The sequence below is a fragment of the [Actinomadura] parvosata subsp. kistnae genome, from assembly GCF_900323885.1.
Lineage (GTDB): Bacteria > Actinomycetota > Actinomycetes > Streptosporangiales > Streptosporangiaceae > Nonomuraea > Nonomuraea composti.
On sequence record NZ_OOHJ01000018.1, the window covers coordinates 775,791 to 787,727 of the forward strand.

At 73.7% G+C, this 11,937-nt stretch carries 12 protein-coding genes; 7 read left to right on the forward strand and 5 right to left on the reverse strand.

Features of this window, described 5'->3' with window-relative positions; all coding sequences use genetic code 11:
* Window positions 1–49: 49 nt before the first annotated feature.
* On the forward strand, window positions 50–853 hold the full coding sequence (locus tag KIS93_RS23615; RefSeq protein WP_080045604.1) for an FAD:protein FMN transferase: 804 nt from the start codon (window positions 50–52) through the stop codon (window positions 851–853).
* Window positions 854–1,809: 956 nt separating this feature from the next.
* On the opposite strand, the gene KIS93_RS23620 is transcribed toward KIS93_RS23615, so the two are convergent.
* Complete coding sequence (locus tag KIS93_RS23620) at window positions 1,810–2,085, reverse strand: hypothetical protein (protein WP_080045603.1); 276 nt, start codon at window positions 2,083–2,085, stop codon at window positions 1,810–1,812.
* A gap of 132 nt (window positions 2,086–2,217) precedes the next feature.
* On the opposite strand from KIS93_RS23620, the gene KIS93_RS23625 reads away from it, so the two are divergent.
* Both KIS93_RS23625 and KIS93_RS23630 read left to right on the forward strand, forming a co-directional pair.
* The gene (locus KIS93_RS23625; RefSeq protein ID WP_080045602.1) at window positions 2,218–2,598 is read left to right on the forward strand and encodes a phage holin family protein; all 381 of its coding nucleotides are present in this window, start codon (window positions 2,218–2,220) and stop codon (window positions 2,596–2,598) included.
* A gap of 9 nt (window positions 2,599–2,607) precedes the next feature.
* A complete protein-coding gene (locus tag KIS93_RS23630; RefSeq protein ID WP_080045601.1) occupies window positions 2,608–3,939 on the forward strand; it encodes an aromatic amino acid lyase in 1,332 nt (443 codons plus the stop codon).
* 58 nt (window positions 3,940–3,997) lie between these two features.
* Here the strand turns inward: KIS93_RS23630 and KIS93_RS23635 are convergent, their stop codons facing one another.
* Window positions 3,998–4,996 carry a LacI family DNA-binding transcriptional regulator gene (locus KIS93_RS23635; protein ID WP_080045600.1) on the reverse strand — a complete coding sequence of 333 codons (999 nt, stop codon included), beginning with the start codon at window positions 4,994–4,996 and terminating at the stop codon, window positions 3,998–4,000.
* Window positions 4,997–5,180: 184 nt separating this feature from the next.
* Between KIS93_RS23635 and KIS93_RS23640 the strand changes: the two genes are divergently transcribed.
* Window positions 5,181–6,056 (forward strand): amidohydrolase family protein, encoded by an 876-nt coding sequence (locus tag KIS93_RS23640; protein WP_080045599.1) that lies wholly within the window; start codon window positions 5,181–5,183, stop codon window positions 6,054–6,056.
* Complete coding sequence (locus KIS93_RS23645; protein ID WP_080045598.1) at window positions 6,053–6,631, forward strand: cysteine dioxygenase; 579 nt, start codon at window positions 6,053–6,055, stop codon at window positions 6,629–6,631. The genes KIS93_RS23640 and KIS93_RS23645 overlap by 4 nt, the downstream gene beginning before the upstream one ends.
* Here KIS93_RS23645 and KIS93_RS23650 read toward each other — a convergent pair.
* Together KIS93_RS23650 and KIS93_RS23655 are read right to left on the reverse strand one after the other, a co-directional pair.
* Entirely contained in the window at window positions 6,600–7,268 is a 669-nt protein-coding gene (locus KIS93_RS23650; RefSeq protein WP_080045597.1) for a hypothetical protein, read from the reverse strand. The two genes, KIS93_RS23645 and KIS93_RS23650, sit on opposite strands and share 32 nt — an antisense overlap.
* A gap of 22 nt (window positions 7,269–7,290) precedes the next feature.
* Window positions 7,291–8,463, reverse strand: a complete 1,173-nt coding sequence (locus KIS93_RS23655) for a CynX/NimT family MFS transporter (RefSeq protein ID WP_080045596.1) — start codon at window positions 8,461–8,463, stop codon at window positions 7,291–7,293.
* A gap of 68 nt (window positions 8,464–8,531) precedes the next feature.
* On the opposite strand from KIS93_RS23655, the gene KIS93_RS23660 reads away from it, so the two are divergent.
* Complete coding sequence (locus tag KIS93_RS23660; protein ID WP_418113707.1) at window positions 8,532–9,518, forward strand: LacI family DNA-binding transcriptional regulator; 987 nt, start codon at window positions 8,532–8,534, stop codon at window positions 9,516–9,518.
* A 72-nt stretch (window positions 9,519–9,590) separates the two neighbouring features.
* Here the strand turns inward: KIS93_RS23660 and KIS93_RS23665 are convergent, their stop codons facing one another.
* Entirely contained in the window at window positions 9,591–10,799 is a 1,209-nt protein-coding gene (locus KIS93_RS23665) for an MFS transporter (protein WP_230465830.1), read from the reverse strand.
* 59 nt (window positions 10,800–10,858) lie between these two features.
* Between KIS93_RS23665 and KIS93_RS23670 the strand changes: the two genes are divergently transcribed.
* Window positions 10,859–11,833 (forward strand): ArsR/SmtB family transcription factor, encoded by a 975-nt coding sequence (locus tag KIS93_RS23670; RefSeq protein ID WP_230465829.1) that lies wholly within the window; start codon window positions 10,859–10,861, stop codon window positions 11,831–11,833.
* Window positions 11,834–11,937 lie beyond the last annotated feature (104 nt).

The window sequence follows — 11,937 nt, forward strand, 5'->3', positions numbered from 1 at the left end:
TCACCATACGCCTCACCTGACAGCGTGGGTCACAGGACAAGGAGGCAAGGTGACGACTTCTCAGATCGCCCAGTCCGCGACGACGTTCCCCGGCAGCACCCGTGTCGAGATGGTCATGGGCAAGCCGGTCAGCGTCGACATCCGCACGGCCCTGCCGGCACGCGAACTGACCCCCCTGCTCGACGACGCGTTCGCCTGGCTCAGGTGGGTGGACGACACCTTCGACCCGGCCAGGCAGCACAGCCAGATCTCCCGCCTCAACCGCGGCGGCACGATCGAGCAGGTGCCGGAGCTCATCGAGGTCCTGCACCGCTGCGACGAGCTGCGCAAAGCCACCGGCGGCTGGTACGAACCCCGCATCGGCGGCGTCATCGACCCGTCCGGCTACATCAAGGGCTGGGCCCTGGAACGCCTGTCGCGCGCCCTGTCCAACGCCGGCGCCGGCGACCACCGCATCACCGCCGGCAACGACATCCGCGTCCGCGGCTCCTCCGCGCCGGGGCGGCCGTGGCGCATCGACGTACGCGACCCGCGCGCCGGCACCGTCCGCAAGATCGTCTTCGCCCACGACCTCGGCGTCGCCACCTCGGGCGGCTCCTCCGTCGTCGACCCGCACACGGGCCAGATCGCCGACGGCCTCGGCTCGGTCACGGTCATCGGCCCCGACCTGGGCGTGGCCGACGCCTACGCCACCGCCATCTACGCCATGGGGCCCGCCCGCGGCCGCCGCTTCGCCACCGACCTCGCCCGCTTGGGCCCGTACGAGACCCTGCTCGTCACGAAGGACGGCCAGGAACACGCCACGCCCGGCTTCCTCCACCAAAGCACCACCCACACCCGCCTGGCCGGCTGACCGCGCCCCGCTCACCGTCCGGGGCGCGCCGACCGCGAGGGCGCACAGCAGCCCCGGAGGCGCGGCACCGGAGAAGGCGCGCGACCAAGAGCGGCGGCGAGCCGGCGCCGGTGCCAGGCCGCGCAGGCGAGCCGCTCACGTGCCAGGCCACGCAGGCGGCCACCGCCATGCCCGGCCACGCCGCCGAGCTGCCGACGCGCCGGGCCGCGCAGGCGCTTCCCGCGCGTCCGGCGCAGCGCCCGTGTGACCGGCCGAACCGCGCGCCTCGCCGCAGCGCCCGCTCACCGTTCGGGGCGGGCCGGCCGCGAGGGCGCACAGCGGCCCCGGAGGGTGCGGCACCAGAAGGGCGCGCCGCTCACGTGGTAGGCCACGCAGGCGAGCCACCGCCATGCCAGGCCGCGCAGGCGCGCGCCCGCGTGACCGGCCGAACCGCGCACCTCGCCCCAGCGCCCGCTCACCGTTCGGGGCGAGCCGGCCGCGAGGGCGCACAGCAGCCCCGGAGGCTGCGGCACCGGAGAAGGCGCGCCACCGAGAGCGGCGGCGAGCCGGCGCCGGGACGCGGCAGGCGTGCCGCTCACATGCCAGGCGGCGCAGGCGGGCCACCGTCATGCCGAGCCACGCCGCCGAGCTGCCCACGTGCCGGGCCGCGCAGAAGGCCAGGCGCCCGAGCGCGGCGGCGGGCGTGTTCCGGCGGTGGTGGCTGGGCGGGCGCGGCGGGGAAGTGGCGCCATGCGAGTACAGCGGTTCCGTCCGGAGGGCAGGAGTGCGCCTGGGGTCGTGTCCGAAGGGGAGCGATGTCCGAAGGGGAGCGATGTCCGAAGGGGAGCGATGTCCGAAGGGGAGCGGTGCCGGACGTGGCGAGGGTGGCGATGCGGGCGGGACGTGCGAGGGCACGGGAAGGGTCGGTGCCGGAGTGCGGCGGAGAGGCCGCACTCCGGCGGTGACGCAGCGAAACCTCAGGCGTCGGGATGTTTGCGGAGATAGTCGATATAAACCGGCCGCAATGCCTCGCCCAGCCTGCCCTCGCCCGCCGCGATGGCGTCGCTGAGCAGCGCCGACACCTTGCTGAGATCGTTGGCGCTCTCGTTGGCGTGACCGCTGGCGGCCTCAGCGGCCGGGATCACTTTCAGCAGCTCCCACAGGAACCCCAGATCCCCATGTCGTACGGCGTATCGCACCGCCCGCTCGTGCAACTCGTTGGCCGGCAGCGACTCGAGCCCGTTCGCGTCCATTTCGCTCCCTCCCCTGCACGCCTGTTCCCCCGTTCGGCCGACGATAACCGGGACTACGCTCGGTGACGGCCGGGCATCGTAGTGACTGCGCCCTCTATCGAGCACCGACCGCAAGTGGGAGGATCATCCAGCGTGAGATTCATCATCAGAACCGTCGCCGCGGCGGTGGCCCTGTGGGTGGCCATCCAGTTCATCGACGGCATCGACGTCGACGCCCCCACCAATTCGGCCAGGTATTGGGGTGTCCTGCTGCTCGTGGCGTTGATCTTCGGGGTGGTCAACGCGATCGTCAAGCCCATCGTGAAGGCGCTGGGTTGTGCGGTGATCGTGCTGACCCTGGGCTTGTTCCTGCTCGTGATCAACGCGGCCATGCTGTACCTGACGAGCTGGATCGCCGGCCAGTTCGACATTCCCTTCCATGTGGACAACTTCTATCCGGCGGCGTTCTGGGGCGCCGTCATCGTGAGTGTGGTGAGCTGGCTGCTGGGCCTGTTCATCCCCGACAACGACTGATCTTCCCTGATGGAGCTCGACGGTGCCGGCCTGACCTGCGCGCAGGTTCACGAGGTCGCGTACGCCGGGGCCCGGGTGTCGATCGCCTCGCTCGATCGTGCCCGGGCCGCGTGGTCCACCGCGCGGGAGCTGACCGGCCCCGTGTACGGCCGGAGCACGGGTGTGGGCGCGAACCGGGACATCGTGCTGGAGGGCGCGGGCCTCGATCTCCTGCGCAGTCACGCGATCGCGGCGGGCCCGTCGCTGCCGGCCGAGCGGGCGAGGGGCATGCTGGTGGTCCGGCTGAACCAGCTGCTCGCGGGCGGTTCGGGGGTGGATCCGGCGGTGTGTCTGGCGCTGGCGGGCGCGATCAACGACGGTTTCACTCCTCCTCTGCACACGTACGGCGCCATCGGCACGGGTGATCTGACCGCGTTGGCGACCACGGCCCTGTGTCTCCTGGGCGAGATCCCGTGGCACCATGACCGGCCCTCCCCTGGGGCGAGGCCGCCGTTCCACGCGCTCGCCTCGGACGACGCGCTGCCGTTCATCAGCTCGGGTGCCGCCACGCTCGCCGACGCGGCGCTCGCCTGTCACCGTCTGCGCCGCCTGCTCGACGCGGCGGTGGAGGTGGCGGTGATGTCGTTCGCCGCCGTGGACGCCTCGCCGGAGCCGCTGGCGACCGTCGTCCATGAGGCGCGCCCGCAGCCGGGTCAGGCGGCGGTGGCGGCCAGGCTGCGCGGCCTGCTGGCCCACGAGCCCACGTCCCGGATCCAGGATCCGTACGGGTTCCGCGCGTTCGCCCAGGTGCACGGGGCGGCCTTCGACGCGCTCGACCGGGCGGTGGCCACGATCGAGACCGACCTGAACGCCGCCACCGAGAACCCGCTGTTCGCCGCCTCCCTCGCCTGGCACAACGGCAACTTCCACTCGGCCCCGGTGGCGCTGGCCCTGGACGCGGTGCGGGCCGCGCTGGTGCAGACGGCGCAGCTCAGCACGGCCCGCCTGGCCACGCTCATGGATCCGGCCTACACGGGCCGCCTGCCGTTCCTGGCCGACCGTCCGGGCGCGTCGGGGGCGCTGATCCTGGAGTACGTGGCCCAGGACGCCCTGGCGGACCTGCGTCACCTGGCGACGCCGGTGACGACGGGCACGGCGGTGATCTCGCGCGGCGTGGAGGATCACGCGGGGTTCGCCACCCAGGCAGCCCGGCACACCCTGCGCTGCGTGGAGCCGCTGGAGATCGTGCTGGCCTGCGAGCGCACGGCCGCCGCCCGCGCCCTGCACGCCCCGGCCCAGGCCCCTGACCGCCCGCTCACGGCGGACCTGGAGGACTCGCGCGGCGTGCTCTCGGCCGGGTGACCTGGAGGACTCGCGCGGCGTGCCTCTCGGCCGGGTGACCCGCCCCGTCGGGGGCGGGTTACGACGGCTCGGTCACCCGCGCCACCGATCCGCGTTCCCTGAGCGTGGGCTTCTGCATGACGCGCCGCCGCCGCGCCCCGCCGTCGGCCGCCGCCGAGATGAGCCGCACGGCGGCGCGGACGATGCCCGCGATGTCCCAGTCGACGGTGGTGAGGCCGGGCGACAGCAGCCCCGACATGGGGTGGTCGTCGTAGCCCATCACGGACACGTCGCCCGGGATGGACAGCCCCAGCTCCTGCGCCGCCGCGTAGACGCCGTAGGCGATGGAGTCGGCGAAGCAGAACACGGCGCTCGGCTTGTCGCCGCTGAGCAGCTCGTGGGCGGCGGCGGTGGCGCCGGCCAGGCCGAGGGGCGCGGTGGCGACCTGGATGTCGAGCCCCAGCCGGTCGGCCTCGGCGGTGACGTGCACGTCGGCGGGCCGGTCGGGGGTGCTGGCCTGGGTGGAGGTGAGCACGGCGATGCGGCGGTGGCCGAGCGCGCGCAGGTGCTCGAGGGCGAGCGTGACCCCGCTGCGGTTGTCGAAGACGACCTCGCCGGCCGTGCCGGTGATCGAGTCGCCGATCGCGACGACCGGCAGCGACTCGCACAGCTCGGCCCAGAACGCGGCCGCCGGGTCGATGGGCTGCACGATGAGGCCGTCGACCCGCTGGTCGCGCAGCTGCTGGGCCAGGGCCCGCTCTCTGGCGGGGTCGCCGAACGCGTCGAGGATGAGGGCGTAGCGGTCTTTCTCCCGCAGCCCCCTGCTGATGCCGACCGCCAGCGACTGCTGCCAGAGGTCCTCCAGCGAGCCGCACAGCAGGCCGATCATGCCGGTGCGCCCGCTGGCGAGGGCTCTGGCGATGGGATCGGCCTCGTAGCCGAGCTCGGCGGCGGCGGCACGCACCCGCTCCATGGTCTCCTCCGAGACCTGCATGCCGCGGAGCGCGTAGGAGACAGCCGCTGGTGACAGGCCCGTGGCCTGGGCCACCTCACGGATCGTGGCTCTCTTGCGAGGCATTCCGCCAGCCTATTGCGTGACACCGACAGAAGCATGCCCGCGCCCTCGGTGGGCGGCCATTGACAACACTCTTGTGAAGCGGTTCACTGAACCGTATCACTGAAACGGTTCACAACGTAGATGTCACAGCCCAGAGCGTTTACATGTATTGTGAGTAGGAAATGACGGAAGGAGCGGGGCGGCCGTGAGCGTCGATGTGCACCAGCATCTGTGGACCAGCACGTTCCTCGATGCCCTGCGCGCCCGCGACACTCCTCCGTACCTCGACGGCTGGACCCTGATCCTCGACGGCGAGCCGCCGTACGAGGTGGATCCCGCCGACCACGACCCCAGCGATCACGAACGGCGCGGCACCGCCGGCCTGGAGCTGGCCCTCGTGTCGCTGTCGAGCCCGCTCGGCATCGAGTTCCTGCCGCCCGAGGAGTCCTGGCCGCTGATCGACGCCTACCACGACGGCGCCCTGGCGCTCGGCGAGCCGTACGGCGCGTGGGCGGCCACCTGCCACAGCGAGCCCGACCCCGAGCGCCTGGCCAAGGACCTCGACCGGGGCTTCGCCGGCCTGCAGATCCCGGCCACCGCCGTGCCCGGCGACGAGCTGCTCGACGTGCTGACCGAGCGCGATCTGCCGCTGTTCGTGCACCCGGGGCCGGCCCCGCGCCAGGAGCGCGGCACGCCGCCGTGGTGGCCGGCGCTGGTGCCGTACGTGCAGCAGATGCACGCGTCGTGGCACTACTTCCACGCCGTCGTCCGGCCCAGGCACCCGCGCCTGCGCGTCTGCTTCGCGCTGCTCGCGGGGCTGGCGCCGCTGCACTCCGAGCGGCTGATCGCCCGCGGCGGCGGGCGCGGGCTCGTCGACCCCGGCTTCTTCGTGGAGACCTCCTCGTACGGCCCGCGCGCGATCGACGCGATCGTCCGCGAACTCGGCATCGACGTCGTGGTCAACGGCTCCGACGCGCCCTACGCCCGGGCGCCGGAGACGGGCCTCGGCGCCGCCGCCGACCACGCCATCAAGACCGTCAACCCCCGTCGCCTCATCAGCGGAAAGGAGACTCGTACGTGAACACTGAGCAGATCCAGGACGGGGGCACCTGTGCCCGGCTGCCCGAGCGCGTCCTCGACCGGCGCGAGCTGCGCGACCTGGTGAACGAGCTGGCCGCCCACCCCGAGGAGTGGCGCGACCAGGTGGACTTCCCCGCCGACGGCGGCCGGCACTACGCCTCGCTCTACCGCGACGCGTACGTGGACGTCTGGCTGCTGTGCTGGCGCCCGGAGGACGACACGGGCTGGCACGACCACGACATCTCCTCCGGGGCGGTGCACGTGGTGCAGGGCGCGTTGAAGGAGTGCAACCCGCGCATCGGGGGCGAGCACCTGGAGACGGTGGTTCCGGAGGGGCAGTCGTTCTCGTTCGGGCCCGACCACATCCACCGGCTCACGGGCGCGGTGGAGCACAGCGTGTCCATCCACGCGTACTCGCCGCCGCTGTGGCGGCTGGGCCAGTACTCGATCGACGACACCGGCGTGATGCGGCGCGTGTCGGTGAGCTACGCCGACGAGCTGCGCCCCATGGACAGCGGGCCGGAGCCCTCGGGTGCGGTCGCGATCAGCGCCGCTCCGGTGGGGTCCGTGGCCTGAGGACGCAGCAGCTCCCGCAGGGCTCCACGCCGGGCAACGTGATCCACAGGCAGCACGTCCTGCGGAAGTAGCCGTCGCCGGCGGGCTCGACGAGCCCGTCGAGCGGCGGCCCGAGCTCCTTGAGCAGCCTCATGTAGTCGCCCGGGACGATCGACGTCAGCGGGTGGGCGATCGCCTCCGCCGTGGAGCCCCACAGCGTGCGCTCGCCCACCTTGGCCAGGGCACTGAGCACCTCGACCAGGGGCCGCTGCGACTCCTCCAGCGCCGCGGCGATCGCGCCGGCGCCGGAGGCCCAGCTCACGCGGGTGGCGGCGAGCGTCACGCCCGCGCCCGACACCTTGAAGTACGTCTCCGCCTGCCGCATCACCGGCACCCGCCCGTCGAGCGCCCACCCGAGCGCCATCGGCAGCGTGTGCCAGTAGCCGTAGGTCTTCCAGAACAGCGCCGCGCCGACGTGGCGCGGCGCGTTCCAGCGCGCGGCCGTCTCGTCCACCAGCTCCGTCAGCAGCGTGTACGGCTTCCGCAGCAGCTCGCGCACCGGGGTCCAGCTGTCGTCGGGCTCGATGACGAGGCCGGGCTCCACCCCGATGACCCCGCCGCGCTCTTCGGCCATCCGCTGGAGCGTCTCGGTCAGCACGCTGAAAACTCCCGGGAACGAGCTAGAGGTCGGCTCTGCCCAACGTAGCAGGGCGCCCGGCGAACCATCCGGCCAGGATCTGCGCCGCCAGCACCCCCAGCCCGGCCATGAGCGGCACCGTCCAGCCGCCCGAGACCTGCCGCAGGAACCCGAACAGCAGCGGGCCGAGCGCCGCGATCACGTACCCGACGGACTGCGCCACCGCCGACAGCGCCGTCACCTGGGCCGGGTCGGACGGGCGGAGCGCGATGATCAGCAGCGCCAGCGCGAACGAGGCCCCCTGCCCGATGCCGAGGACGATCATCCACACCCACGGCAATGTCGTCGGGGCCAGCAGGATGCCGAGGTACCCCAGCACGGTCAGCACGCCGGCGCCGACCACGTACGGGACCTGCGAGGCGCGCCGGCCGGCCAGGACGGGGACCGCCAGCGACGTGCCGACCTGCACCGCGTTCGTCAGGCTGAGCAGGTAGCCGGCCTGGTCGGCGGCCAGGCCGGCCTCCAGGAAGATCGTCGGCAGCCAGGCCAGCATGACGTAGAAGGTCAGCGACTGCAGGCCCATGAGGGCGGTGATGTACCAGGTGACGCGGCTGCGCAGCACCATGCCGAACGGCCGCGGCCCGTTCTGGCCGCCCGCCTGCTTGCGCAGCGCCTGCGGCAGCCACAGCAGCGCCCCCAGGAGGGCCGGCACGGCCAGCAGGGCCGAGACGGCGCGCCAGTCGTAGCCGGTGACGTGCTCGATCGGCACCACCAGCGCGGACGCGGCGGCGGCGCCGGCGACCACGCAGGAGACGTAGACGCCGGTCAGCAGGTTGACCCGGGTCGGGAAGTGCTGCTTGACGACGCCGGGCATGGAGACGTTCATGACGGCGATGGCGGTGGCGGCCAGCGCCGAGCCGGCGTACAGGAGGGGCGCGCCGTCGAGGCCGCGCAGCGCGACGCCCGCGGCGATGACCAGCAGCCCCGCCAGCAGCGTGCGGTCGAGCCCGATGCGCCGCGCCAGCAGCGGCGTGACCGGCCCGAACACGCCCAGGCAGACCACCATGACCGTGGTGATCGCGCCGCCGCCCGCGGGCGAGAGGCCGACGTCGTTCATGATCTCGTCGAGGAGGGGAGAGATGCCCGCGATCGCCGGGCGGAGGTTGAGCGCGGCCAGGGCGAACCCGGCCACGAGCAAGGCGGATCTCAACGACATAGAGGAACACTCTTGCATAAGCTCTTGACAACGTTGTCTGCCCCCTCCGCATGAGAAATGATCCAGGCGTGAGACCGACCATGAAGGACGTCGCCTCGGCGGCGGGCGTCGCGCTCAAGACCGTCTCGCGCGTCGTGAACGGCGAGCCCGGCGTGCACCCCGCCACCGCCGAGCGGGTGCGCACGGCCATCGACCGGCTGGGCTACAGCCGCAACGAGAGCGCCCGCGTGCTGCGCAGGGGCAGGACCGCCACGATCGGGCTGGTCATCGAGGACGTGGCCGACCCGTTCTACGCCGGGCTCAGCCGGGCCGTCGAGGACGTCGTCATCGACCACGGCTGCCTGCTGCTCAGCGGCTCGTCCGGGGAGGAGCCCGGCAGGGAGCGGGAGCTGGTCGAGACGTTCTTCGCGCGCCGCGTCGACGGGCTGATCATGGTGCCGGCCGGCGACGACCACACCTACCTGCGGCCCGAGCTGGAGAACGGCACGCCGGTCGTGTTCGCCGACCGGCCGCCCGGCGCGGGCATCGACGTGGACACCGTGCTCGCCGACAACGTGGGCGGCGCCCGGCAGGCCGTCCGCCACCTCCTGACGCACGGCCACCGCCGCATCGCCTTCCTCGGCGACGACCCCGCCATCTTCACCGCCGCCCAGCGGCTGCGCGGCTACCGCGAGGAGCTGGGCGGGCTGTACGACGAGCGGCTGGTGTCGATGCGCCCACCGGCGTCCGCGTCCGCCCGCGAGGACCTGGCGCGCATGTTCGCCCTGGACGACCCGCCGACGGCGTTGTTCACCGGCAACGGCCGGCACACGGTCACCACCCTGCGCGCCCTGGAGGGGCGGCGGGTGGCGCTGGTCGGCTTCGACGACTTCGAGCTCGCCGACCTGCTCACGCCCGGGGTGAGCGTGGTCGCGCAGGACCCGTCGTGGATGGGGCGCGTCGCCGCCGAGCTGCTCTTCCGCCGCCTGCGCGGCGACGGCGGCCCGTCCGAGCACATCGAGCTCCCGGTCCGCCTCATCCCCCGAGGCTCCGGCGAACTCCCTCCCCCGGACTGAGCGAGGACCCGCGGGCTGGGCGAGGGCCTGCGGGCTGCGCGGGGAGCCGCGAGCTGGGCGGGGAGCCGGAGGTTAGGCGAGGGCTTCGTGCTGTCGGTCCGGGCGGAGGACGCGGGTCAGGGCGAGCGCGACGACGATCCCGGCCGCGCCCGCCAGCGCGATGGCCTGCCCCGGTGCGACCATCTCGCCCAGCGCCCCGACCAGCGCCGCCCCCACCGCCTGCCCCGTCATCAGCCCCGCCGACTGCAGCCCGAACGCCTGCCCCCGCACCTCCTCCGGCACCGCGTCCACGAACCGCCGCTGCAACCCGAGCTGGTAGGCCAGCCCGGCCGCCCCGATCGCCGCGAGCACGGCGGCCCAGCCGAGGCCGGGCGCGGCCGCGTACCCCAGCCAGGGCACCCCGAGCAGCACGGCCAGCGGCAGCGACAGCCGCTCCCGCCCGGCCGGCGCCACGAACCGCCCCACGGCGAACTGCCCGGCCGCCATCCCGCCCGCCGCCGCCGCGAGCACCACCCCCGCCTGCCCCTGCCCGCCCAGGTACGGCACCACCATCGCCTCGGCCCCCGCCAGGCACGCGCACGGCAACCACCCGGCCAGCAGCAGCCCCCGCACCCGCCGGTCGGCGAGCAGCCGCCGGTTCACCCGCGACGTCTCCCGCACCGCCCCCCGCCCGGCACCCTCGCGGTCGGCGACCCCGCGCGCCGGCCTGTACGGCAGCCCGAAGCGCAGCACCACCGCCCCCACCAGGGACAACAGGGCGGTGACCCCCAGCGCCCCCGACGGCCCCGCCACGGCGAGGAACGCGCCCCCGGCGGCCAGCCCGACGATCTGCGCCCCGGCCGAGGCGACGCTGAGCACCGAGCGCCCCAGCACGTACGCGTCCCCGCCCAGCACCTCGGGCAGCACGGCCGACCGCGCCGCGAGGAACACCGGCGACAGCACCCCCGTGGCCAGCACGAGCGCCAGCATCCCCCACACTGGCAGCCCGGCGTAGGCGAGCAGCAGGCAGGTCCCGGCCACGACGAGCTCGCCGGCCACCATCAGCGCCCTGGCCGGCACCCGATCGGCCAGCGACAGCAGGAAGAGCCCGCCCACGATGTACGGCAGCCACCCGGCCATGTACGCGGCGGCCGAGAGCCCGGCGGAGCCGGTGCGCGCGTAGACGAGCACGGACAGCGCCAGCATCTTGATCACGTCGCCGCCGATCAGCAGCACGAACCCGGCGAACAGGACCCGGAACTCCTTGACGGCGAACACCTCGCCGTACGTCGCGCCTCTCACGGCCCTGATCGTGCGCGGGACCGCCCCGCCGAGGCGACTTCTTCGGATATAACCGAAAGATGGTGGTGGCGATCGAGGTCGTCCCGCAGGACTTGATGGCGAGCAGGTTCGCGATCTCGCCCCTCGTCGAGACGATGCACGCGCACTGGGTGCTGGCGGGCCGCTTCCCGGCGGGCGTGCACGCGGAGTGGGCGGCACGGCGGCGGGCGGCGTACGAGCGACTGGCGGACGAGCATCCGGCCCTGCGCGCCGCCGCGGCGATCAGCGGCAACGCGGGCGACGCGAACGTCTCCTTCATCGCGCCCCCGCCGACGGCCGTGGACGTGCCGTTCGAGGCGGAGCTGGCGGCCATGCGGGCCACGCCGCCGGCGCAGGCGCACGCGGAGATCCGGCGGGTCCTGGCCAGGCGCCCGCCCGTGTCCCCGTGGGTCGAGGAGCTGTTGCTGGGGCCTGCGGTGGTGGAGCGGTTCGCGCGGGCGTACGAGGCGTTGTGGCGCCGGATCCTCTCCCATGACTGGCCGCGGTTACGGGCGGCGTTGCAGCGCGACGTGGTGCACCGGGCCGGGCGGCTGGCGGCGTACGGCTGGGGGACGGCGCTGGAGGACCTCAGCCCGCAGGTGCGCTGGAGGGGCGGCCGGATCGAGCTGAAGCTGTCCGCTCCCGGCCGGGTGGTCCGGCTGGACGGCAGGGGGCTGCTGTTCCTGCCTTCGTCGTTCCTGCAGCGCATCGGGGCGTACCTGGAGGACGCGTGGCCGTACGCGATGATCTATCCGGCGCGCGGGACGGGTGCGCCCGCGCACGCCCCCGACCGGCACCTGGCGGCGCTGATCGGGCGCAGCCGGGCGCGGATCCTGGCCGAGCTGGCCGAGCCGGCGACCACCACGCAGCTTGCCGCCCTGCTCGGGCAGAGCGTGGGCACCACGGGCGGGCACGTCGCGGCGCTGCGCAGGACGGGGCTGATCGCGGGCACGCGCACGGGCCGCAGCGTGCTCTACGCCCGCACGCCCCTCGGCGACGCCTTGATCAACGGCTAGCCCGCGCCCCTCGGCGACGCTCTGATCGGTGGCTAGCGCCCGCGCCCCTCCGGCGAGGCTTGATCAGCGGCTAGCCTGTGCTCCGGAAGGCACGAAGCTATAGT